Source organism: Bradyrhizobium sp. Ai1a-2 (assembly GCF_000426245.1).
Lineage (GTDB): Bacteria > Pseudomonadota > Alphaproteobacteria > Rhizobiales > Xanthobacteraceae > Bradyrhizobium.
The window spans coordinates 12411-36780 of record NZ_AUEZ01000060.1; the positions used below are offsets into that span (position 1 = coordinate 12411).

Annotated in this window: 18 protein-coding genes and 1 pseudogene; 10 read left to right on the forward strand and 9 right to left on the reverse strand. The window is 63.3% G+C overall.

Going from position 1 to position 24370, the window contains the following annotated elements; genetic code table 11:
• Positions 1 to 42: 42 nt before the first annotated feature.
• The 4 genes from K288_RS55685 to K288_RS47005 all read right to left on the reverse strand — a co-directional run bounded on the left by K288_RS55685 (position 43) and on the right by K288_RS47005 (position 6115).
• A complete protein-coding gene (locus K288_RS55685) occupies positions 43 to 3522 on the reverse strand; it encodes a filamentous hemagglutinin N-terminal domain-containing protein (protein WP_160169024.1) in 3480 nt (1159 codons plus the stop codon).
• A gap of 140 nt (positions 3523 to 3662) precedes the next feature.
• On the reverse strand, positions 3663 to 4628 hold the full coding sequence (locus K288_RS0130405; RefSeq protein WP_027582950.1) for a DUF4880 domain-containing protein: 966 nt from the start codon (positions 4626 to 4628) through the stop codon (positions 3663 to 3665).
• A gap of 195 nt (positions 4629 to 4823) precedes the next feature.
• On the reverse strand, positions 4824 to 5387 hold the full coding sequence (locus K288_RS47000) for a sigma-70 family RNA polymerase sigma factor (RefSeq protein WP_051334822.1): 564 nt from the start codon (positions 5385 to 5387) through the stop codon (positions 4824 to 4826).
• Positions 5388 to 5515: 128 nt separating this feature from the next.
• The gene (locus K288_RS47005) at positions 5516 to 6115 is read right to left on the reverse strand and encodes a TonB C-terminal domain-containing protein (RefSeq protein WP_152535752.1); all 600 of its coding nucleotides are present in this window, start codon (positions 6113 to 6115) and stop codon (positions 5516 to 5518) included.
• A 308-nt stretch (positions 6116 to 6423) separates the two neighbouring features.
• Here K288_RS47005 and K288_RS47010 point away from each other — a divergent pair.
• Positions 6424 to 6852, forward strand: a pseudogene (locus K288_RS47010) (integrase core domain-containing protein); the annotation flags it as partial.
• Positions 6853 to 6922: 70 nt separating this feature from the next.
• Here K288_RS47010 and K288_RS0130425 read toward each other — a convergent pair.
• From K288_RS0130425 to K288_RS0130435, 3 genes are all read right to left on the reverse strand, one after another.
• A complete protein-coding gene (locus tag K288_RS0130425) occupies positions 6923 to 11269 on the reverse strand; it encodes a translocation/assembly module TamB domain-containing protein (protein WP_027582952.1) in 4347 nt (1448 codons plus the stop codon).
• Positions 11269 to 13146, reverse strand: coding sequence for a BamA/TamA family outer membrane protein (locus K288_RS0130430; protein ID WP_244443311.1), 1878 nt, complete (start codon positions 13144 to 13146; stop codon positions 11269 to 11271). Before K288_RS0130430 ends, K288_RS0130425 begins: the two co-directional genes overlap by 1 nt.
• Before the next feature lie 811 nt (positions 13147 to 13957).
• On the reverse strand, positions 13958 to 14758 hold the full coding sequence (locus K288_RS0130435) for a hypothetical protein (protein WP_027582954.1): 801 nt from the start codon (positions 14756 to 14758) through the stop codon (positions 13958 to 13960).
• Positions 14759 to 15292: 534 nt separating this feature from the next.
• On the opposite strand from K288_RS0130435, the gene K288_RS0130440 reads away from it, so the two are divergent.
• The gene (locus tag K288_RS0130440; protein WP_027582955.1) at positions 15293 to 16585 is read left to right on the forward strand and encodes a c-type cytochrome; all 1293 of its coding nucleotides are present in this window, start codon (positions 15293 to 15295) and stop codon (positions 16583 to 16585) included.
• Between the two features lie 37 nt (positions 16586 to 16622).
• Here the strand turns inward: K288_RS0130440 and K288_RS0130445 are convergent, their stop codons facing one another.
• Complete coding sequence (locus tag K288_RS0130445; protein ID WP_027582956.1) at positions 16623 to 17024, reverse strand: host attachment protein; 402 nt, start codon at positions 17022 to 17024, stop codon at positions 16623 to 16625.
• A gap of 554 nt (positions 17025 to 17578) precedes the next feature.
• Between K288_RS0130445 and K288_RS0130455 the strand changes: the two genes are divergently transcribed.
• Positions 17579 to 18370: an antibiotic biosynthesis monooxygenase gene (locus K288_RS0130455; protein ID WP_244443312.1), complete on the forward strand. Its 792-nt coding sequence runs from the start codon at positions 17579 to 17581 to the stop codon at positions 18368 to 18370.
• Positions 18371 to 18419: 49 nt separating this feature from the next.
• Here the strand turns inward: K288_RS0130455 and K288_RS55540 are convergent, their stop codons facing one another.
• Positions 18420 to 18554, reverse strand: coding sequence for a hypothetical protein (locus tag K288_RS55540; RefSeq protein WP_256378855.1), 135 nt, complete (start codon positions 18552 to 18554; stop codon positions 18420 to 18422).
• A 698-nt stretch (positions 18555 to 19252) separates the two neighbouring features.
• Here K288_RS55540 and K288_RS0130465 point away from each other — a divergent pair.
• From K288_RS0130465 to K288_RS0130495, 7 genes are all read left to right on the forward strand, one after another.
• On the forward strand, positions 19253 to 20188 hold the full coding sequence (locus tag K288_RS0130465) for a LysR family transcriptional regulator (protein WP_027582959.1): 936 nt from the start codon (positions 19253 to 19255) through the stop codon (positions 20186 to 20188).
• Positions 20185 to 20922, forward strand: coding sequence for a peroxiredoxin-like family protein (locus K288_RS0130470; protein WP_027582960.1), 738 nt, complete (start codon positions 20185 to 20187; stop codon positions 20920 to 20922). Before K288_RS0130465 ends, K288_RS0130470 begins: the two co-directional genes overlap by 4 nt.
• A gap of 12 nt (positions 20923 to 20934) precedes the next feature.
• Entirely contained in the window at positions 20935 to 21216 is a 282-nt protein-coding gene (locus K288_RS0130475; protein WP_027582961.1) for a GNAT family N-acetyltransferase, read from the forward strand.
• 221 nt (positions 21217 to 21437) lie between these two features.
• On the forward strand, positions 21438 to 22013 hold the full coding sequence (locus tag K288_RS0130480; protein ID WP_027582962.1) for a cytochrome P460 family protein: 576 nt from the start codon (positions 21438 to 21440) through the stop codon (positions 22011 to 22013).
• A 170-nt stretch (positions 22014 to 22183) separates the two neighbouring features.
• Positions 22184 to 22717: a DUF1993 family protein gene (locus K288_RS0130485; protein ID WP_160169025.1), complete on the forward strand. Its 534-nt coding sequence runs from the start codon at positions 22184 to 22186 to the stop codon at positions 22715 to 22717.
• A complete protein-coding gene (locus K288_RS47015; RefSeq protein ID WP_152535753.1) occupies positions 22704 to 23603 on the forward strand; it encodes an ATP-binding protein in 900 nt (299 codons plus the stop codon). Before K288_RS0130485 ends, K288_RS47015 begins: the two co-directional genes overlap by 14 nt.
• Before the next feature lie 354 nt (positions 23604 to 23957).
• Positions 23958 to 24359, forward strand: a complete 402-nt coding sequence (locus tag K288_RS0130495; RefSeq protein WP_027582964.1) for a hypothetical protein — start codon at positions 23958 to 23960, stop codon at positions 24357 to 24359.
• Positions 24360 to 24370: the final 11 nt, after the last annotated feature.

Here is a 24370-nt window from a genome sequence, read left to right on the forward strand (position 1 = left end):
CCGGCCGGCGCCTCCAGCGTGCCGAGCAGGTTGAGCCTGCCGCTACCCGGCGTGGTCGCCGAAATAGCGATGGTCCCTTTGACATCGGCGGCAAGCGTCGCTCCGGCGCCGATCGTCACCGCGCCGCTCGAGGTGATATTGATGGCGCCCGCCTGGCGGGTGAGGCGGTCCTGCTGGTTGAGCACCTGAAGCGTGCCGATCGCGGGTGATCGGCGCGCCGGACGCGAAATCGAAATTGACGCCGGCAACGCTGACCGGCACCAGGGACGCCGTGACGCCATCGGGAACGATGACGTTACCGCCACTGATACTGAGCACGCGGACTCCGCGCTCGCCGAATAGCGTCGGCGGGAGATGGAGGATCGACATATCCGCCGGCGCAGATCCGCCGATCTGCACAGCGCCGTCGACATTGAGCTCGAGGGTGGCCCCTGAGCCCGCCGCATAGCCGCGCAGATCGAGGCCGGCGAGCTCCTCGGAGGTCACGCCCCCGATCGTCGCCGTGCCGGCGTCTCCGACCTTCAACATGTTCTTGCTGCCGTTCTGCGTCAGCCAGGCGCCGCCCGAGACATCGATTGTCGCACCTGCGGCGAATTCGCCATTCAGCGCGACGTTCCCTCCCGTGATCAACGGCTGCCCTCGCCTTTCGCCGGCGAAGTCGTTGACCACCCGACCGCTGACGTCGATCACCGATGAGGCGCCGAACCTTCCTGACAATTTCACCGTTCCACCGGCACTGCGGATGGTGCCGTCGATCTGGAACTGATTTGCTGGGTAGAGGGCGGCCGTATTCGGCAACACCGAAAAAGTCGAACCTGGCGCCAGCTCCAACTTCTCGCCCGCACCCAGCGTGAAGCCGGTCGAGACGTAGAGATCGATCTTGCCCAGACCCGACTGCCCCAGCACGTCGGTGTCGATGTAGGTCCCGCGCTTGCGGAACGACGTGACGTCGTCAGCAGCTCCGCTCACACCCGACGTACCCCAATACCATGAAGAATCGAGCGGCGTCTTCGCGTTGAAGTCGGCCGGAAGCAATACTGGATCCTTCGTGAAGGTCAGGTCGCCAAGCAGCCAGGTACGCGCCGCATCGGAGGCTTCGCCGAACTTCAACGATCCAGCCTTGGCGACCTGGCCGGATGCCGCCTGCCGCTCGCCGATAATGACCCCTCCGTAATAGCTGCCCTCGAGCACCGTGCCCTCGCCGGCAAACATGCTGATCTCACCCGCAGCGCGGCCTTCCGTGTAGCCCGCCTCCCAGGTGGCGCGTCCGAGCAGCGGGTTGGCAAAGATTTCGTTGATTTTCCCCGAGTGCCGCACGGTGAAACCGCTGGCTATTCCGACATAGACCCGGTCCGGGGTCGCCTGGCTGATGTCGTAGATGCGGCCATCGGAGCCGATCAGCTTGGTGGTGTTGACATAGCCGCCCTGATAGCGGATCGAGCCGCCGGACACATCGAGCATCGAGCCGAGGCGAGTAATCAGCGATCCGCTGGATTTGATGGCGATCTTGCCACCGCCGGTCATTAGCTGGGCGAGCGTGGTGAGGTCGTTGCCGATCCAGCCGCTCGCGTCGCCCAATGGCGTACCAACCCAGGCGCCAGGCGAGTTGGGGATCCAGTTCACGCCGGCCATTGGGCCGTCGGAAAAAGTGCCCTTCTTGCGCTTGTCCACATACACGGTCACGCCGCTCAGCCAGGAGTCCTTGTAGAGCGGCGAATCGCGCAATTCGTTGATGCGCATGTTGACGGCGACGAGGTTGCTTTCCATCGCCACCGGAACGTCCAGCAGACCAGCGACGCTGACGAATGCATCCTCGCCGAGATAGATCCGGCTGCCGTCGCGAATAGTCGGCTCTGGATTGGTCACCGTATCCCCTGACAGAGCGGAGGTGCTGGCGACGATGCTGATGGTACCGGCCGGAACGATCACGTTCGCCCGTGTTTCGATATCGATCAGCTTGCCCCGCAGTTCGACGCGGCCGGGCGTGTAGCGTGTCTGCGCCGCCGTCGCCTCGATCGGGCTAGTGTCGGTCAGATCCGGCACCACCGTGGTGACGCTGCCCGGCGACAGCACCAGGGTGCCCGCGGACCAGTATTTCAGCGGGAGGCCTGCGAGCGTGCTGCTGTAGGACATCATGCCCTCACCCCAGGCCCGCAGCCGGATCGAGCCGTCGCGGTTGTTCAGGGCGGTGGAGGCGATGAGTGCGCCGTTCTGGACGACTTCGCGGCCCATCAGCGTGATGTTACCATGCGTCGTCTCTACCAGACCCGTGTTGAGCACCTGGTAACCGACCGTCTCGGCGCGCTGCTCCATTCCGGGCAGAACCAGGTTCTTCAGGTCGTTCGTGAAGGCGTTGCCCGGGAAGTTCAACTGCCCAGTGGCGATTGCCATCGTATCGTAGTTGAAGGCCCACGGCATCGGAGCGGAAACCGCAACATCGAGGCCGCGAACGCCGGTTTGGTCAGTGAGCAGATAGACCTGTTCGCCGGCCGCCATGATCACTTGGCCGTCGGGCGCCGCAACCCGCCCGGCATTGCTGACCCGCGGCGCGAACAGCATCGCCTTACCGCCGGACGCAGTTTCGATCGAGGCACCGGCCTGCACCGTGACGTCGCCGGGTGGACGGCCGATGGCGACCGCCGGGATCTGTTGGGGGTTGTTGACACCGACAGAAAGATTAGGCTTCTGCTGGCCGAGATAGCCGAATTGCGGCATTGCGATGCTGCTTGCGGCGACGTCGTTCCAGATCAGCAACTGGGCGTTGATGCCGGCCATGAACTGCTGGTTCGACAAGGACAACGACGAGGCCACCAGCGCGCCAACATTCACCTGGCTGGCACCGCCGAAGATGATACCGTTCTGATTGATGATGTAGACCTGCCCTTCGGCCCGGATGGTGCCGAGGATCTGGCTCGGCATGGCACTCGGATCGATGACACGATTGAGCGCGATCCAATTGGCGGCGTCGCCACCGCCCGCGGCTTGATTGAAATAGAGGTCTGTCTCCCGCCCGACATTGAACTTGTCCCAGGTCAAGATCGCCTTCTGCTGCCGCTGCACGATGTCCACTTGGATACGGCCATTCGCCGATACGGATTGCGTCGGCAGATCGGCGCCGGTCCAGGCAGGTTGTCCATCAACGATCGCGTTGGGATTGCCGGTTGGATTGAGGCCGCCGGACGACAACCCGTTGGGCACGTCGGGAAGCTGCTGGCCAAGCTTGCTCGCTCCGGAAAGCGCCGCCGCGCGGGCCGCGTCCTGCGCATTTCTCAATGCCTGCATTGATGCGTTGGCCCGGCTCATCGCCTGCGCCGCCACCGCAGCGGCAGCCTGCGCACTCGCCTGTGCGGCGGCGGCCGCAACTCCAGTCGCGCTCGTGTTAGCTCCGCCCAGAGGCCGCGCTCCTGCCGGCACCGATGTTCCGGCCAGCAAAGCCGCCGCGCTGACGCCGGCAAGCAATATCGAGCGGGACAGGCTCACGGCGCGGAACGCGACGGGCGGGAATGCGATGCGGGCGGACATGCGTCTTTCCTTCAAGCGGATCGCGGCCGGCAAGATTGTCCGACCGCTGTCGATAGCCTGAAGACGTCTGGGCGAGGCGCGAGAGGAAATGCGGAGGTCGATTTTTTTTGGTCCCCGCATTCGAACCACGTTTGCGCGGATCAGCTCAGCAGCACGAACCCTCCGGCAAGCAGCGTCACCTTGGCTCCAAGGACATCCCGAAGCTGGCCCAGAATCGCATCCAGTCGTGACAATCCGACCCGCGCCGTCACGCGCCGCGCGCCGAGCGAAGTATTGGTCAGTACAATCCGCCCATGCCGATATCTGTTGACCTCGTCGACGACATCGGACACGCGCGCATTGTCGAACACCAGTACGCCGCCGCGCCATCCGGCTGCGGCCTGCGGATCGACCGCTCGCGGCGGCCCGAGACCGGCAGGACCATACGTCAACTGATCCGGTGCCGACAGCGCGGCGCTCTGCCCCGCATGCGCGACGTAAACGCGCCCATGCAGGCAGGTGATTCGTACGCTCGAGCCGTCGCACCGAATGACGAACTCGGCGCCGCTACCGGCAGTTCGCCCGCCGGCCGCAGCCACAACCACGCGTTGCGGCCCAAGAGTAACGGCGGCTTCGCCGGCCCATAGCTCGATATCGGCATCGGCGACGTTTCGGATGTTGAGGCTGGTGCGGGTATTCATCTCGATCGATGCCTTGTCGGCAAGATCGATCCGCCGCTGTTCGCCGATGCCCGTGTGATAGTCGGCGGCAAGCTCCATCACCGAGGGCCACAGGCCGAGCGGTGGACGCAGCACCGCTGTGCCGGCAATCGCCGCCACCGAGGCCGCAGCCGTCCCCCCGAGAAACGCGCGACGGCCAATCGGTCGCCAGTGCCGCGCAGGCATCGGATCGGCTTGCGGCTGGCCGGCAGCCACAGCAAGCGGAGTCCCCAATGCCTGCCAGAGCCGGCACGCCTCCGCGAAGGCGGTCTCATGCGCAGGACTTATGGCGCGCCATTCGGCCAGCGCCTGCAGGTCGTGCTGCGTCGCTCCGCCCGTCGTGAGCCGCACGACCCAGTCTTTGGCTTGGTCGCGAAGCGTCCTGTCGTCATCGTCCTGGATGTTCATGGCCCAATGCCGGCCGTGCCGCTTGCGCTCGCCAAGCCGTGCCCGAACAAGACGTCCCCGACCACCGCGACTGGCCGGATGTCGACCGTCCTGTCCGTGGCCCAGCGCCGATCGAGCGGTCCTGGCGAAAGCCAAGTCATCCTTGCTGCCGAGTCATCACCGCCGAGGGATTCTGCCCTGTCATTATCTACCAAGTCATTTCTTCCAAGACGACTGCGGCGGTCCGGACAGGAAGTGATCGTCCGGACTTTTTTGCATTTGGGCTTCGCAAAAGTCCAGCGCTCGCCTCAGTTCGAGGCGGACCATCCGGGTGGAGATGCCGAATTCGGCGGCGATCTCCTGTTGTCCACGCCCGTGCAGGCGTGCCGAGATCAGGATCTTGCGGGTTCGTTCCGGCAATTCGTGAATGGCCCGCTGCAGCATCTCGAACTCCTGCCGCGCCCCAAGCTCGCGCTCCGCATCCGGAGCGGACGAGGCAAGCTCGATCACCTCCCGAACCTCGGATCGTTTGGCTCGCCGCTTGTCTCCGCGCCGCCAATCGGTGGCGATGTTGGCGGCGGTTCGCAGCACATAAGAGGCAGGGTCGTGCACAGGCCCGGGCTTGTCCTCGCGGTGCAGCCGCAGCCAGGTCTCGTTCAGGCTCTCGCGCGCCAGTTCGTCTGAGCCGAGCCACCGGCTCAACCGCTTTCTCAACTCATCATATCGTTCCGCCAGCACATCGCGCAGCAGTGCCCAGGTCGCATTTTCGGTCGGCACCATTGTCACTCGCAGAACGACGCTCCAACCCCATCGAAGCTCCCGCTTGCGGTTCTCGTCTGGGCATGGACGCGAGCCAATACCAGCGAATTATTACAGAATAACCACAGGGCCCATTGGAGGCTCTTGCGTCACTGGCCACACGCCGCGCCGCTTCCGGGCATGCCCGGATTGATCGTCATGGTCAGAGGCCTTTCCGCCGCATAGGCAGGCACATGCCCGACCACGACCGTATCGAGAGCGCGAAGCAGCGCAGCATCCCGACGCGCCTCTCCGGTCGAGCCGAGAAGAGTGGTCCGCCGGATCGTGCCATTCCGCGTCAACCAGACCTGGACGGCAACACGATAAGCGCCCGGCCTCGTGCGCTCGTCGCGGCAAAGCCCACGCAAAATGCCGGCCTGCAAGGCGCCGAGGAAAACTGCGTCTACCACATCGACGGATGGGGGCGCCCCCGCCACGACAACCACGGCGTCGACATCCGTGCGACGACCGACCAGGCCTGACCCGGCAAGCAAGACCGACAACGCCGCCTCCGGCGTCATGGCCCCGTTCACGGGCATCGAGCGCCGCCCCATGGTCACGGCCGGCTCATAAAGGATCTGCAATCCCGTGATTGTGGCATACGCCTTGAGCGCCAGGTCGATGTCCTGCGCTGGAATGTCGAAGGCAAGTTGCACATCCAATCCTGCCGGCTCCGCGCCGGACGGGATGGTAGCGCCGATCAGCAGCACGCCAAGCAGAACGGCCGCGAGCGCGCCGCGTCGATGCGTTGTCAGAGGGGAGCGCTTTCGCCGACCACGGAAGGTCCGACTGGCGTCCGCAATTCCGGCTCGGACGGAGGAGAAACGCATAGGCGGCCCCGACTATCATTCGCGCGACCAAACACGGCGCCCCCAAGGAACAACCGCCAGCCGTCACATCGATCGTAGCCCCCTTCTAGACCAGAATCCGTCCCCCCAAAATGCAATTGAGGAAACGAAGATGCACCGCCCTAACGCTTGCTGCAGCGAGGACGGCAGGAGGGACTCTCACCCGTCGCCGCATACACCTCACCCTCAAGAAGGAAGCAACCCGGCCGCCCGGCCTCAACAGCCTGCAACAGCAGGAGCGCTTCGATGCCTTCGTTCGGGGGTTCAATGTTGAACGGCCACACGAGGCGCTCGACATGAAGTGTCCCGCAGAGCTCTACATAGCCTCGCCGCGCCCCTACGACGGTCTGTCCGATCTGGTCTATCCCTTCCACGACCGCGACGTGCTCGTCACAGCTTGCGGACGGCTCTGCCTGCACCGCAAGAAGATCAACATCTCAACTGTGCTGGCAGGTCAGCGGCTCGGCATCAAGGAAGTCGACGACGGCATTTGGCTCGTCAGCTTCATGCATTATGATCTGGGATACTTCGACCTGGGGCAGAAAACCCTCCAACCCCTCGACAACCCGTTCGGCACGAGGTTGTCACCTATGTCTTAGGTACCTTCGGGCGCCAAGTGCGTTATCGGACACGGAACCGGCGGCATCGGTCGCAGAAGTCGCTCTCGCTTTACCATTCGAATCGCGTGCCGACCCCGACGGATGTCGAGCCCTTCGCATCGACATCCGACTCGACGCGGATGTGGCGCGTCACGTCGACATTGGCCGACACTCCTGACTGGCCGGGGCTCGCACCCGTCCGCACACCCACACTCAGCCTGTCGCCGATCGCGCGCGACGCGCCGACCATCGGGCCACCCGCCCCGGCGCCCACGTCCAGATTGTCGACCCCGAGCGAACGGCGCATGCGGTCCACGGTCCCCTCGCCACCGCTTGCGAACTGAGCCGCCGCCCCTGCGAGCTGCAGGGCCTGCGAGCTCGTTAGGCTGCCCGAGGCTTTCTGGAAGAGGATACGCGACAGGATCTCGTCCTGCGGCAACTCGGGTTGCGAGTGGAAGGCAAACACCGGCGCGGCTGCAGGTCCCGAAATTCCGACCTGTGCAGTGATATCGGAGGCCTTTAGCTCTGCCGCGAAATCGAGCTCGGGCGCGAGATCTCCGTTGAAGGAGAGATTGCCCTTGGTGAAGGTCAACGTCTTTCCGAGCACCACCAACTGACCCTGGTAGAGCGAGAAGGCGCCCTTCGGCACCGGACTGTTGGTCGTACCGCCCACGCGAACGGAGCCGCCGAGTTCCGCAGTCACTCCGCGACCATGGATGAAGACATGGTTCGGCGCCGAGACCGTCACGTCGAGCGCGGCGTTGAAGAGCGCCGGGCGCCCCTTGTCGCCCTTCAACGCCTCGACCTTGCGCACAGCCGCGAGCCGGGCAGCCGCTTGGCCAGAGGCGTTCACATGGTTGATGCCGTCGATCGGCTTGAGCGTCGAAGGCAGGCGATCCGGAATATCGACATTGACACGGGTCAAGTCGATGCGACCGGCGATCCGCGGATCGCGTGCCAGGGCGCCTGTAACGTCGATAGCGAGATTGGCCTGAGCGGTCGCGAGCGCGCTGGCGGCGAGAGTCGCCTGTTGCCCACGGATCGAGACCGTACCTGGGAAGCCTGCATCCGGGGCAACCCGCACCTGGCCGGCACCAGACAACGTGCCGCCGTTGGGCGTCACCGCGGCCAGGCGCTCCACGACGATACGCTCTCCTTCGGCGGCGATTTTCGCCTCGATGTTATCGAGGCGTGTGCCGAGCAGGCTGTCGCGGAAGGCACCTCCGCTCAAGGTGGCGACCCCGCCGATCTGGGGCTTGGCTCGCGTGCCGCCGATACGGGCATCGAGCGCGACGGTGCCGGACACCGTGCGGCCGGAGGCGGACAGCGCGGCATTGGCGACAGCAGCATCGACACGGCCCTTCGCGGTCAGCGCGATAGGACCCGCAGCGTCGAGCGGCACTGTGCCCGACGTCGTGATCGCGCCGGCCTTTCCCGCGGCAACTGTGGTGTTCAGGCTCGCGCGGCTTCCGTCGAGCCACCCCTCCGCGGCGACGTCGATCGGCGGCAGGCCCGCGCTCCTGGTCTGCGGCGCCGTGAGTTGCTTCACGGCCACCTTGTACTGGCCCACCGGCGCGCTCGCGGAGCCGGCGATCGTGGCCGAGGCGTTGAGGGTCCCGGCGAGACCCAAACCCGGCATAGCGACATCGGCCTCGCCGAGCGGGATCGCGCTTGCCACGGCCTTGAGGTCAAGCGCCTTACCGGCCTTGCCGTCGACCGTGAAACGGCCACTTCCAATCCCGAGGGCGAGATGCTCGATCAGCACCGTGCCATCGTCGAACGTAAAGCTCGCCGGCCCCTGCAGCGCGATCGCCTTGGCGCTGCGCCGTGCGCTGAAGCGGTTGAGATCGAACCGCGTCCGATCCCTCGATGCCAAAGTGCCTGCGGCATTGAGATCGAAGCCGGCAGCCTTGGCGGAGAAAACGATCGCGCTCCCATCGGCGTTAGCTTTGGACGTCAGCGTGATGTTCGAGACGGTCTGACCGCCGAACGTGGCACCGTTGACCTGGGCATCCGCGTTCAGCACCGGACGGCTATAGAGATCGGCACCATCGGCACGCAGATCGAAGCTGCGGATGACCGCACCGGCAGCACGGATTCTCGTGCCCTTGCCCGCGAGACGGACGGATTGCTGACCGGCATCGGCCGAAGCGGCAACATCGAGTGAAGCCGAACCACCAAGTTCCGCAAGAGCGAGCGGCGAGAGGTCGGCGAGCGACCCCGCGGCAAAGCGAACTTGTCCGCGTGCCACATTCTGTGCGTCAACCGTACCTGCGCCCTTCAGCGAAACGGAGCCGATCTCGATGTCGAGGGTCTTTGCGTCCCATCCTGCAAAAGCGGGAACTCCACGACCGTCGCGATCCAGCGATCGGCGGCTCACCTGAACGATTCCGCGCGCTGGCTTGCCTTCGATGGAGCCATCGAGCTTGGCATCGATGGCACAGAGCCCGTTGATGTCGTTGACCGTTACGGCGAGCTTCAGATTCGGGATGGGGCTCCGCATGGCGGTGGCGCGATCCACCGAAGCCGCGAACGAAACGCCGGGATGCGCGAGCCCGCCGGTCAGGCCGATGTCGAAAGTCCCTGTACCCGCGAGGCGAGCATCGGCCGCCGAGAGGTCGGGCAGATTCACATGTACCGACAGGTCGCTCGACTCGCGGGTAACCGTTCCGTTAGCCCGAGCCGCAATGTGGGCTCCGTCGAGCGAAGCTCCACGGACCGTGTAGGCGTCGCGGCCGTCGGCGGAAAGATCGGCCGCCAGTGCGAGACGCGCCCCCGCGAGCCCATCCAGCGCCGCAAGTCCCGTCGCAAGCCTCTCACCGGTACCCGACAATCTGGCGTCAAAGCCGCCGCGCTGGAGGTCGGCGTCGAGATCGAGACCGAACGCCACAGAGCCCTTGAGCTTCAGCCCGGCAAGGTCGGCGAAGTGGCCGAGGTCAGGCAGCGTTCCGGTTGCACGGCCCTGCAACCGATCGGCGCTGACATCTCCTGTATAAGTGGCCTGAACCGTGGACGTGCCGATCTCAAACCGCTCGATCTTGGCGTGGCCGCCTAGATCCGTGTCGCCGTGGAGCAGGAGCGATGCGGTGCTGCCGATCGCTGCCGCCAGACTGGCGTCGCGCAGCGCGATGCCGGAGGCGCGCAGGTTCGCGTCCAGGATGATACGCGTTGCGGGATCGCCGGCCTCAGTACGCGGGGCGGCCGTGACGGAAGCGTCGAGCGTCTCGACGTCTCCGTCCGGCAGACGAGCACCCGACAGCGCGAGCTTGACCGAACCCGTGGGAGCCTTGAGGGGGCCGTTGACGCGCGCGTCGAAGACGAGGCTGCGGATAGAGCCCTGATCGGTTTCGGTCAGTTCACCGTTGCTTGGCAGGGCGCGGATAGAGGCCGCGAAATCCATCATCTTGTCGGCCCCGAGCAGACCCTTCGCATCGAGCCGCGCAAGATGGCTCGTGAGCGTCAGCCCATTCAGCGCAATGCTTCCATCGTCGCCGATACGCGTCATGCTCTCGAGATTGGTTTCTCCAGCGAAGACCGGCGCGGCAATCGCCGGCAGCAACGGCCCGAGATGGCTGGAAAGCCGGGTTGCGAGTACGCGGCCGCTCCTTTCCCGATCAAGCGTGATCGTGCCGGTCGCGTCGATCGTGGGGCCGGCCTGCAACTTCAGGGCACCACGAAAGTTGTCGAGCGTGCCCCGGCCGCCCAGCGCGAACGTAACGGGCGGCTCGCCCGGCAGATGGCCGAGCTTCGACATGAGCCCGTGCGCGGGCTCGTCGAGCGTGACGTTGAGCGTGAGTGCATTTCCCTGCGGAACGTAGGCGAGAGCGGCCTTGAAGTGTCCTGGAAAATCCTTGCGGGTGGCATCGAGATTGAAGACGAGCCCTTCAGCGGGCGAGCCCAACTCGGTATTGCCGGTCGCCGTGACGCTCAGAGCCTCGCCCAGAATGGACTGCCCCAGCGTCAGGGCGTGCAGGTCGAACGCCTTCACCTGCACCTTCACCGGAAGATCGGGCAGGATCGGCTGATCGGATTGCGCGGCCGGCTGATCGGACGGCAGCGGCTTTCGCCTGACCTCAAGCGTACCGATCTCGAGACGATCGATCTCCAGTCGCCCCAGCAGCAGTGCGCTCCGTCGCCAGACGAGGCGCGCCTTGTCGAGCGCCAGCCAGACGCCCTCCTTGTCGGTGATGGTGACGTCGCGGACCGTGGCATCTGAGGACAAGACTCCATCAACAGCACCGACATGGACCTCGGTCGCCGACGTCGAGAGCGACCGCGAGATGAGGCTGGCAAGCACGTCCTGCTGGTTCTCCCCGCTTTCGCTCGCCATTCCGTAGAGAACGATGCCAAGCACCGCGACACCGACAAGGCCCAAGGCGGCGACGGCGGAACAGATGATGAGCGGCCGTATGCGCATCAGAACGCTTGCCCAATGCTGACATAGATCGCGTAGCGGCTGTCGCCGCGGCGGGGATTCAGCGGTGTTGCCACATCGAGGCGGATCGGGCCGACCGGCGTGAGGTAACGCAGGCCGAGCCCCGCCCCGTAGCCGACATAGTCGTTGAAGCCCGGCAGGGATGAGCTCGACGCGGTGCCAAAGTCGAAGAACGGCACAAGGCCGATGGTGGGCGTGATCCTTACCCGCACTTCGGCGGAGCCTTCGATCAGGCTGCGGCCGCCGGTGATCTGACCGAACAGCATCGGCGAGATGGTGTTGAAGCCGTAGCCACGTACGGATCCACCGCCGCCCGCGAAGAATCGGTGAGCGTCCGGAATGTCGGCGAGCGGCGCACCCGCAAGCGAGCCCGCGGCCAACCGGCCTGCCAGCACGTAGTCGGCCTGCTCGTCCAGCGCATAGTAGGCCGAGCCCGCGACCCGCCCTTCGAAGAGATCGATCGTGGAACCCATCAGCTTCGGATAGGCATTGACGGTCGCCGAGAGGCGCACACCGCGCGTGGGGTCGAGCGGATTGTCGGTGGTGTCGTAGCGGCCGGTTGCGGTGAAGCCGATCAACGTCGCATCGACCCGCCCCAGCACGTCCTCTGATCTCGATTGCTCGACCTGAAGTCCGGCCTGCAACGAAGCCGTCTCGGAAAAGCGATGGATCACGCCGAACGTGCCGCGCACCGTATCGTCGGCGTAACCGCCGAGGTCGTTGTTGCCGACGCGTTCGCGGAACGCGGTGGCCTCGATCAGAAGATCGTTGGCCGTGCCGAACAAGCCCGGCTTGATGAAGGTTCCGGTAAATCGCGCGCCAAAATCCGAAGCACGGAGATTGCTGAAACCGTTGAAGGAAGTGCCATCGATCCGCTGCAACAGCGAGGCGCCCGCTTCGAGCCGCAGGCGCTCGCCGCCGCCAAATATGTTCCGATCCTCATAATAGCCTGCAATGCCTGGACCATCGACCGTCGAATATTTCGCCGAGAGGCCGGCTGCGTGCCTGGGCCTTTCGGTCAGATCGATGAAGACCGGTAAATTCCCATTGGCGTCGAGCTTGTCGGCCTCGCGGATGCGAATTCCTCCGACGGCCGGGATCTTGGCGATCGAGGTTTTCGTCAAGGCGAGCCGCTCGGGCGAATAAGGCTCCCCTTCCCTCAGGTGGACATGCGTGGCCACCATCCTCGGGTCGACATCTCCGCCCAAAATCGCCACGGCGCCGATGCCGGCCCTGGGGCCTGCCTCGACCCGCAGCCTAAAGTCCATCGCGGCGGCCGCGTGATCGACGGTGGCCTTGACGTCGGTGATCTTTGCGAGCGGATGTCCGTTGCTGCGGAACCAGTCAACGAGTTTCACCTGCGCGGCGCGCAGGTCGGCCGAGATAGCCGGATCGCCGGGTTTCAGCGCAAAGGCGCTGCGTGGCAATCCACGCGGCGCTTGGTCGCGCGAGTAGTCGACATCGACGGTGCGCAGCTTGAACAACGGGCCGAGTCGCGCAGCAACCTTGATGGGAACGACCGTCCGATTGCGAAAGGTGTCGGCCCGACGCGCTGCAGCGGCGAGTCCGGTCTCATCGAGCGATACTGGAACTCCATCCACCGTTACATCGATCTGAGCGTTGTAATAACCAAGCCCCCAAAGGGCATCGAGCAGCGGATTGATATCAGCCTGAAGCCGGCGCACGAGATCTTCGCCATCCGGCGGAGGTTCCTGTCGAAGGCGATGAGTGCCGGAAGCGTCGCGCAATGCCTGCTCGGCATCGCTATCGTGCTTCCCATCTGTTGTCTTGGCTTCGATCTCCACGCGGTAGGATAGCGTCGTGGCGCTAACCGGCGGTGGATCGTCGGAACCGAACAAGCCAAAGAAATCGAGCGCACAAGCCTGCTCGCACAGCGACCAACCGACGACGGCGACACAACCCGAACGGAGAATGCATCGCGCCGCAGCGAGAAAATGCCTTTGCCTTGCCCGCCACAGCAAAGGCGGCAGGCATCGTCGCACCACGATTTGCTTGATTGTTCCGCTCCGTGCTCGCCTATTGATACAATCCGAGTTTCTGCAACTCAGAGGCAGCGATCCCCTGTCTCCGCAGTCAACAGGCACCACACGCGAAATTGATAGACATCATGATGGACAATGTAGGGCATCAAAAAAAATCGCTTTCGTGATCTTCTATTTCTCGAACAAGACCACGACGTTCAAAAAAAGAGCCACGAAAAACTGCTCTGCAAACTGGGGGCCCATCCGAAGAGTACAGCGCGCGACTCTTTACCATTGTGGCGTTTGGACGGCGTTCCCGGGAACGAGTTCTCCCGGAACTTCTTTCGACGGGGAACATCCACATCGAAACCATAATCAGGAAATTTCAAAGGCGTGACTCCCGGCGGCCACCCCTTGAGTAGCTGCGGAGCAGCCGTGGCAAACTCAAGCACCTCTATCCAGTGCTGCACTTCCCCAAAGGCATCCCGGCTATCGCCACCAGGATGCGCGAGCTATTTCGATCATGACGAGTTCGTGCTCTTCGCGCTCGTCTCAGACCATCGACGTCGCTGTGCCGCTTTCGTGCATCCGCAGCCACGCTAGCAGAGTACGCGCCAAATGCGCGGTCCCCAGTCAGCGAGCCGCTACAACTTTAGGTGCCGTCGCAGGGAGCAGGTCGGTCACGGCATTAGCGCGCTGACCATGGCCAGGCGAACGACGGTTGCGGTTTTCCGGCTTGCGCTCTTGCCGGGGTTGGCCCTGGCTTTGGCGCCTGGGCAACACTGGCCGACCGCCGCGGACGCGGCAGTGGTATTTCGGGCATGACCTTTGGCTCTTCGGGGCTCACCTTTGACTCTTCAGACGTCACCTTTGGCGCTGAAGCGTTGGCGATGACGCGGGCGAGTTGTTCCTGGCTCGCGTTAAGGCGCTCGGTGAGCGTCTGGTTTTCGCGCGCCATCTGGATCTGGATCGCCTTGATCTCGTCGATGGTGCTGTTGTTACGCGCCGTTTCTTCCTGGCTCGCCTTGAGTTGGCTCACGACATTTTCATTGTCGCGGACCAGTTGTTCTTGCCTCAACTTAAGCTGTTCGACATCTTGCCTCAAGGCAGCGAGATCACGCGTCATCGGCTGGAGCTGCTGCGCGAAGTCGGAAGATAGGGCGACGGAAGACGGCACGACTGCTTCCGGCAGGGCCTGTGTCGGAGGTGCTGCGTCCGAGGGAGCCATCGTCGCCGTATGAGCGGAGGACGACCACCGCCAAGCAGCAGCACAAACGGATACTGCAACCAGAGAGCAGACGAAAGCCAGGTAGCGCCAATTCGCTAATTCCAGGTAGCGCCAATTCGCTAATTGATGAACCGTTGCCAGTGGCGCGCGAGATGTCTTCATGCTGGTCGGCGGGGCCGAAGGACCGATCTCCGCTTCGCGCGCCAGGTTCGAAAGCTGCTCCGCGATCTGCCGTTCCGCAAGCTCCAGCGTCGAATCCATTTGGTGCTCCGTATCCAAATACAATTGCACCCGCCTGAGAGCGATCCGCGCATCTGCGCTACGTCAACCTAACGATCAACGGGGCGTAGACGGTTTTTGAACCTACGAGCGTTCCCAGGGATGGGCATGCAGTCTGCATGTCACGTTCGTCTTTTTACCAGCTCGCCCCAAAACTGTAACTATGTTCACGGCCGAAACTACGGAAATGAACCTGACCCTTCACGACGGTGCCGCGTGGCTTCGACTTGGTGCCCCGGTCACCCCTGAATTCGGTCCAGATCCCGACCTTCCAACGGAGTATGGAGGAGCTCATGACCGAAAGGCATTTGAAACATTCTCTTTAGGATTGGGAGCTTCGGTCCTCCAAACCAATGACGACCGGTTCGATTCCGGCTACCCGCTGCAATCTCTCTCAAATAAGGCCATCGTAGCCCCGCAAAAATAGCTACTGACAACGCGGAAGATCCGTCGCCTCGTTAGAGAAAGGTAGGCAGGATGGGAACGAAGTCCATCGCAATCGCGTGGGAAGACTTAATGAGTGTGATTTTGCGTCTCATTGCCGCGGTTCTCACTACTTCGCTGCTTCTGGTTCCGCGAACTGCATCTGCCCAATTGATGGGACACGGCGGACCTGTACGAGCGATTGCCGTTTCAGGCGATGGTAAGACGGCCCTGTCGGGAAGCTTTGACACTGCCGCGATCCGCTGGTCGCTCACGACCGAAGCCGCGGAGCAAGTGCTTCGGTTTCATTCGGACGCGGTGAACGCCGTCGCCTTTCTCAAGGACAGGAGAATGGCAACGGCCGGCGCGGATGGACGCATCGCGATCTGGACGGCAGACCGCCAGCAACCTGACAAAGTTTTTGAAGGCCATACGGGGCCAATCGTTGCCCTTGCCATCTCGCCGGATGTGTCGACAATCGCATCCGCCTCCTGGGACGGTACGGTGCGGCTTTGGTCATTGTCGGACGGCACGTCGCGCGTGCTCGAGGGGCATTCGCAGAACGTCAACGGCGTTGCCTTCTCGCCTAACGGACGGTCGGTCGTAAGCGTAGGCTACGACCGAACGGTAAGGGTCTGGCGCCTGGCGGATGGTACGTCCGAGATTGCCACGTTGCCGGCGCCATTGAACGCAGTTGCGATCGCGCCGGATGGCGAAATCGTCACAGGCGCGGCGGACGGTAGGATCCGCATGATGACCTCTGACGGGAAGGAGAGCGGCGACGTCGCGACCGGCGGCACGTCGATCGTCGCCTTGGCGATCTCGGGTGACGGCGCCATGATTGCCGCGGCCGGCGTTCGTGGCACCGTGTCCATCGTCGATCGCAAGGCGCGCAGCACGCTGCGTAAGCTCGTCGGTCCCAACCTGGCGGTCTGGTCGGTTGCGTTCCTTCCCGATGGTGCGACGCTCCTGACCGGCGGCGCTGACGGCAAGATCAGGCGCTGGAATGCACTGACCGGCGATGCCGTCGGTTCAAACGTGTTTGGCACATCGACCGATCCGCTCGCCGCCTATGCCGGCGATCACGGCGCCGAAATCTTCAGGGCCTGCGTCGCTTGCCACACGCTGTCGGAAACCGAAGTCCAGCGTGCCGGCCCAACGCTCGCCGGAATTTACGGCCGAAAGATCGCCTCGCTGCCGGGCTACCGCTTCTCCGAAGCGCTCAAGACGATGGACATCGTCTGGACGCCGGAAACCGTCTCAAAATTGTTCGAGATCGGACCGAATGCCTATACGCCCGGCACGAAGATGCCGGAGCAGCAAATTGGCTCAGCCGAGGATCGCCGCGCGCTCACGGACTTTCTGGCGCGTGCGACGTCGAAGTAGCAAGTCCTGGCCGGCGGCGGCCGTTTCCAAAGGCGCGTCAGGCGTCCGCGATCAGTGAGGCGATGTCCTCAAGCGGACGCCGGCTGAAGTCCTTCGCGAGCTCGCGTATGATCTTCCCTCTCAGGTCGCGGTGGAAGTGCTTGCGCATCTCCCCCAGGGTCCTGGGGTCGGAGACAACGACCAGGTATTCTATGGTCCCGTCCAGGCTGAGCTTGTTCAGGAACGCGGCCGTCGCTGCCGCGAAGTCCTCGACGAGCCGCCTGCCATCGGGGTTGGCAGAGCCGGTGTGACGCCGCGTACCCGAGCCTGAGTGGGCGGGCACGGGCGGAGCCGCCGTGATCTCGACCAAGTGCACCCCAGATTTCACGCCTGTATTGTGGAACAGACGGATCGTCTCGCCGTCGGCGACGGCTACTGTCGTACCGGTAGGTAGAATCATCGAAAGACCTCCCGTTCACGATCCCGCATTAACACCGGCGGGCTATGACACTTGCGTACCGGCGCTCTGCGGCGCCTCTCAAGCTCCTGGCGCGAAGCTCCCCAGAGCGGGGCAGTCCCAACGACAAGGCCGAAAGAATCGACGCGGCGAACACGGCGATCCTGGCGGCCGAGATGTCGGTGGCGCTTGGAAACGCCTGCCCGGCCGGCCGACGACAGGTCGAAGATTGAGTCCATGGCGGTCGAAAGGAAAATCACCTCTCGCCATGGAGTCGATAGCCGACTGTTATCGACTGAAAGACGCCTGGCACGCTGCGGCGGAAGTGCGGCGCTTTCCTCTGCGAGGACTCGCCCGGGCGGAACTCTCGGCGACGCCCGAGCGGCGTGCGGTGATCTCAGGGTCCTGACCGAACTGCTGGAGCAGTCGGCCTCGGGTGCACGCGAGTCCGATGCGGAAGACCTACGGCCATCATAACGCGCAGCTATCGACTTTATAGCGTGACGTCATTTCCCGTTCGCCGCGCGGAATCCCATGCTCCGGCGGGTACCGCGCTCATGCAGCGCACAACACCTGTCTTCTGCCGCGAACGCGGCGCGTGGGCGGGGCACTTCGACGTCGCGATCGACCACGTCGCAGCACTCAAGGAGCGAGATACGATCATGTTTTCAGTGATTTTCGAGGTCCTCCCCAATAAAGGGAACTGGGATGACTACCTCGACAACGCGAAGATGTTGCGCGCCGAGCTGGAGCAGGTCGAAGGCTTCGTCGACAACATCCGCTACAAGAGCCTGACCCGCGAGGGCTGGATCCTTTCGCTTTCGAACTGGCGGGACGAGAAGTCGCTCGTCCGCTGGCGCACCCGCATGCGTCATCATGAGGTCCAGCAGAAGGGCCGCGACGAAATCCTCGCGGACTACCACCTCCGCGTCGGCCAGATCACTGCCGACAATCAGGTGCCCCGGGGGTACGCCCTCACGGAGCAGCGGCTCGACGAGACCGAAGTCGGAGAGGGAACGACGGTCACGCTGATCAACGCGACGCGCCCCGCGGAGTGGAAGCAGACTAACAACCCGTACGACTGCGCCGAGTGGCTCGGCCTGAATCCGTGGGCAGCCGATAGCACGTCCTGGGACATCTTCGACGCCATGCTCACGCCCGGCGACCTGATTCTGCTTATATCCTGGAAGGACGGTGTTGCGGCGCAGGCTTACGAAGACGCTTCCGCGCCGAATGACAAGGCGAGGGTCCGGAAAGTGCGGATCGTGCGCGACTACGGGAAATACGACCGTCGCGAGGCGCCTCAGTACTACGCAGATGCCAGGGGCGGCGCGACCCTCCACGCCTGACACCGCAACCTGGCACGACGAGAAGCGCTCGGCGCTGTTGATCGTCCCGTCAATAGGGCGCCCGGTTCGAGCACACCGCTTCGATCGCGGTCGCAATTCCGTGTCGGATCTGCTCGGCGAGCGGTGTGTTGGCGGAGCGGTCGACGTTCATGTGCAGGGTCTTCGTCATGCCACCGTAGTACACTACTATTTCGCATTCTTGGTACTTTTGTCTAGTTCAGCACAGGAGCACTTCCCGAGTGGCAAGAGGAGAAAGTCCATGAAGACCGTTCAATGCAGACGGCGCGATCAACGGGAGATGTCAGATGGCGCAACGCATGGATTGCAACGCTGCGACGCCAGCCGGTGTGAAGCCGCTCGGCGGCGTCCACAGACACATTATGCAGAGTGGCCAGCCGGCGCCGTGGCTTAGCTGAGACGTCATGGGCGCTTGTCTCCGTGAATTCGAAATTGGTGAGGCATCCGCACAGCTCGTTACGTAGGGTGAGGGCAAATGCCTGCAGCCCAGGGGTAATCGCAAGCAAGATGACCTTTACCCTTGCAGTTCAGATTTTGCGGGCACTGATCAAAGCTTTGCAGAGTCCGTCGCGCTTAAACGTTACGGCACACCGGAAGACGTTACCGGTCTTGTAGAGTACCTCCTCTCAGACGAGTCGGGCTACGCGACGGGGATCACCCACGCGATCAACGGCGGCTTCACCACTGATCCCGGTCCTCGCCCATCTCGCCGCGCACTAGCCCGACTCTCAGAGGCTCCAGAAAGCGTGTCCGTGCGTCCAAATCAATAGACCGGGCCGTTCCAACGTGTGCATGCAAGTCGCATCTACGCCCCATGATTGCGACGTGCCCCGTCACGTCGTCGAGTGCTACGGAGAACAACCCATGGAGCTTCATCAAGTTCGCTACTTCCTCGCCGTCGCGTCCACGCTCAACTTCACCCGCGCAGCCGAGCAGTGCAATGTCACGCAGCCCGCCCTGACCAAGGGGGTGCAGAAGCTCGAGCAGGAGCTCGGCGGCCAGTTGATCTACCGCGAACGCCAGCTGACGCAGCTCACCGACCTTGGAAAGGAAGTCCTTCCGATGCTGGAGCGCACACTGGCCTCGGCAGAGGCCGTGCGTCGCAGGGCTCAGGAGTTCCAACGCAAAGAGGTTGCGCCACTGAAGATTGGCCTCGCCCCTTCCATCTCGGCGTCGCTCGTCCTCGATCCGATCGCGGAGATCGCAAAATTCGTCCCTGGACTTCACGTCGAGCTGCGCGAGGGCGCGGCGGAGAAGCTCGTCGACCTCTTGCTTGAGGGGGAGATCAACGCCGCAATGGTCGGGGACGTGCAGGACGTGCCCGCCCGCATCGACGACTGGTCGCTGTTCGAGGAGCGCTACGTCGCGGTTCTCGCGCCGACACACGAGCTCGCAAACCGTCCCTCGATCGGGATCGACGACCTCCGCGAGACCGTCTTGCTGGAACGCGCCGAATGCGACGTCGCCCCGAAGATCCAGCAGTTGTATTTCCCCGAGGAACCGCCCCACCTCGGCCACTGCAGCAGTCACGACTTACACCTGCAGCACATGGCCGCCGCTGGCTTCGGCGTGATGCTCGCGCCCGAGCACATGCCGCGCCTTCCGACGCTCAAGACCATTCCGCTCGAAGGCGACCCGGTTTCGCGGGAGGTGCGGCTACTGGCTGTGCAGGGACGCCGCTACTCGCCGGCGCTGGACGCTTTCGTCAAGGTCACGCGGCTTCGCGACTGGTCGTTCGAAGTCCCCAACCGGGGCGTGCCGCACGCAACGGTCCCGGAGGTGGCGAGCGCGCCCGCATGATCACGACACGCACGCCGACGGCCAACCGCTTCCAGCCAATCGATCAGCAGCCTGACGACGCTCCACCGATGCCAAACCAGACCGACAAGACACTCGCCCGGATTCGCACCGAGCTGTTGACGACGTTCAGCGCCGCGGATTGGGAGTCATACAACCACCTCGTAGGCTGGCTCCGCGATACAGACGTGGCATCGCATGCATTGAAGGTCGGAGACGACGCGCCGGACTTCCTCCTGCCGGACGCCGACGGCCGTCTCCACTCCTCTGAACAGCTGCGCCGCAACGGCCCCCTCGTCCTCAGTTTCTTCCGAGGCGGCTGGTGTCCGTTCTGCACCGCTGAGCTCTGCGCCCTCCAGGCCGCGAAGGAAGAGTTCGCGAGCGTCGGCGCGAACCTCGCAGTGGTGACACCCGAGACGAGGGACTTCCCGCGGCAGCTCAAGCGGAGCCTGGGCTTGGACCTGAAGGTGCTCTCCGACGTCGACTACGGCGTTGCCATGTCGTATGGCGTACTCTTCCGGGTGCCTTACGAGACCAAAGCGCACTATTCCGGGCTAGGCTTCGACTTCGGCGCCCGACACGGGTCATCGGTCTGGATGCTACCCATTCCCGCGACCTACGTGATCGACGCAGAAGGCCGGATCCGCAGCGCGTTCGTCGAGCCTGACTTCACGATACGGGAGGAGCCGGCGCAAATCCTGGCCGCGCTGCGCCAGGCCGCTTCCACGCCCTGGTGAGGGAGGCGGAAGGTGGAAAGCGACATCCGGGACAATCCGACAATGAGCCGGTTTGAAATGCCCCTCGGCGACAGCGCGCTCGCAGTCGCCTACTACAAGGTCGAAGACGGTCGCGTCGTCCTGCTGCACACGGAGGTGCCACAAGAGCTGTCCGGCCAAGGGTACGGATCGAGGCTGGCGCACGGCGTTTTCGAAGCGTTGCGACGCGACGGGAAAAGAGCAATCGCGAAGTGCCCCTTCATGTCCTCCTACGCCGCCCGGCACCCCGAGTACGGCGCACTCCTCGACGGCTGATCGCGGACGGATGGGACGCCGGCGCGCATAGCGCATTTGGACGATACCTCCGACTATCGAATGCATGTCCAAAGGGAATTTCTCATTTCGCCGGCGGCGCCCGATCTATGGGTCTGCTAGGATGGCCGAGCACACGCGGTCGCCTTCACAGCGATTGAAACACTGATTGAAGCCGCTGCGCCGAGTCGCCGTGCCGTGCGCGAGCAGCAAAGGAGACCCCCATGAAATTATCGAGGACTGTCGGCCTGTCTGTCGCCGTCTCGTTGGTCGCCGGCACCGTCGCGGCGCTCGCGCAGATCAGCGGGTCGGCTCCGGCCGGCCCGACCGCGAACGTGGTGGACGCCGCCGGGCACCTGCGCGTGCCGGCGGACTACCAAACCCTCTACCAAGCGCTCGGGAGCTGGGCGATTGCCGCCGACGGCGGCCAGGGCTCGAAAGAAATCCACGCCGTCTACGCTTCCCCGGGGGCGATCGACGCCTACCGGAAGACGGGGCACTTCCCGGACGGCGCCGTTCTGGTGAAAGAGGTCTTCGAGACTTCGACGAACGAGATGACCACCGGCACGGTAAGCCACGCCGACAAGCTCAAGGGCTGGTTCGTCATGGTGAGAGACAGCAAGGGAACGCACCCCGGCAACCCGTTGTGGGGCGACGGGTGGGGATGGTCGTGGTTCGACGCGGACAAGCCGCTCAAAACCACCTCGACGGACTACCATTCCGATTGCCAGGGGTGCCACGTGCCTGCCGAGGCCACGGACTGGATTTATGTGAATGGATATCCCGTCCTGCGTCACTAGGCGACCGTATGCGTGGGCGCTGGCCGCAATTTCGCGGAGGTGATGTCGAATCCCGCAAGCTGGTGCGGCAAGCCGGAAGATTGAAGAGCCTATTGTGACCATTCGTTTCGGTTATCGACCTTTCGGGTCCAACCGCCGTTCAGAGTACAGACGAGCATATGGAGTTCGACGTGTCCTTCTCGGTGTATGACATCACGGTTCCTGTCATGGTGCACGGACTGAACGTGATGGACGACTATCTCGACCACGCCCGAGCGCTCGAGCGGACCAGGGGGATTGAGCCTGGAAGGATCCTTGGCGAGCGGCTCGCGTCCGACATGCTGACTTTCGGAGAGCAGTTTTCCGTAAGCTGCAACAAGGTCGACGCGCACATGGCGAAGCTGATGCAGCGCGACACGCCGGCACCCCGCAACACCCCGATGCTGTATCCGGCGTTGAAGGGACGGCTTCTTGAGACGCGCGGCTTCCTGCAAAGCGTGCAGCCGGACGAGATTGCCAGCGCGCAGTCCCACACATACGAGCTGACGCCGCCTATCGTGCGCGGCTGGTTCGGCGGCGACGACTATATCCGGCACTTGGTACTCCCCGACTTCTTCTTCCACGTCTCGATTGCGCACGCGATCCTTCGGCGCCTCGGAGCGAAGATCGGGAAGCGCGACTACCTCGGCAACCTCAGTCAGCAGAGCGGCGGTGACTACTCGTGAAGCCGGCGCGGTGCGCGGCACGGGCCGCGGCCTTCAAGGCGGGAAAGCAATTTTAGGACCGCCGGAAGTGAGCGAGTTGCGAGAGGTCATTGGCGCGCTGCAAAGCGAAGCGGACTTCAAGGCTGGAGGCGCGAATTGCATGAGTTTCCATGAGACCGTTCGGCGAGACAACGACATGCATATGATGGACGTACTCGCAAGCGGGGTTGCTCACGACTTCAATAATAGATTGCAGAACATGGCCAGCGCCCTCAGCCTGATACGTGTGCGCGTTGCCGCGGGGTGCACGTCTGACCTCGGTTCTCTTGTAGAAATTGCGGAACGGTCATTAGTTAGCGCCAGCAAGCTCGCGCATCGTCTCATGAGCGTTGCGCGTAGAACGCTTCATCAATCAGACAATCTATTTCAACTTAACGATGCCATCCTTTCAATGAATGATCTGCTGCGCTGCGTCGTCGGAGAAGGAATCGTGCTACGCTTGGCCTTATCGGATTCAGCAACTCGGATCCGATGTGATTCTCACCTGCTCGAGTGTGCGATCATAAACCTTGTGATAAACAGCCGAGACGCTATGCCCGAGGGAGGTATTATTACAATCGAGACCAGCGAGACTTACTCGCCCCAAGGCGACGATAGCCAAGAGTATGTTTCCCTATGCGTCACTGATTCTGGATGCGGCATTACCTCCGACGTCCTGGAACAGATATTCGAACCATTCTTTACAACGAAGCCACAAGGTGTTGGAACAGGGCTTGGACTTCCAATGATACGCCATTTTGTTGATCAGGCGCGCGGCCACATTGAAGTTCACAGCACGCCGCAACAGGGCACATGCATAAAGCTCTGCTTACCGGTTGCGGCCGAAAGTCAGATAGAAGCAGCTTAAATCGCTACTCAGCTCCGCCGGTGCTAGGTTGGTATCGGTTAGGATGGGCAAACAGGAAGCGTTCGAACGGAAGAAATTTCTACCCGAGCGCTTACCCTGATCCTGCGCGGGGATCGTTGGCGTCTGAAAGCTTTATAGACGCGGGCCCCGGAGTGGAATGAAAACAATAACGATCCGGCATTTCTAACAGCGCGCAGACGGGAATACTTTCACCCTGCACATCATCGGGATAACTCGGTGGCAGCACGGGTGGCTCATCGATCACAACGCGGTCGACCCGCCGTTCGTGTGCGCAGCCTCTACTCTCGGTGTCGCAAGAACTCGATCGAGCAGCACAGACGCAGGAGTTACGCCATGTCCTTCCGCTTCATCACAAAATCCATCCACGCCTACCTAATCGACTATCCTGTCGCCATCGTCTTGATGGTCGCGCCATTCCTGCTGAAACTCGGCCAGAGCGGCCCTGTCGCGCTGTGGCTTTCGGTGGTGACCGGCGTCGCGGCACTGCTGCTGGCGGCTCTCACGGACCACCCGACGGGGCTCGTCCGGGTCATCCCCTACTGGCTGCATCTCTGGGTGGACCGCACCGTGGGCGTGGTCTTCGTCATTGCCCCGTTCGCCTTCCATTTCACCGGGCTTGATGCCTGGTACTACTGGGTTCTCGCCGCTGCGGTCCTGCTGACGACCTCAGTTTTCAATGCGCCCGAGGTGAGCGTCGCCCCGCGAGCGAACCTCGGCACGGGGACTGTCCTGTGAGGATGGCTTCG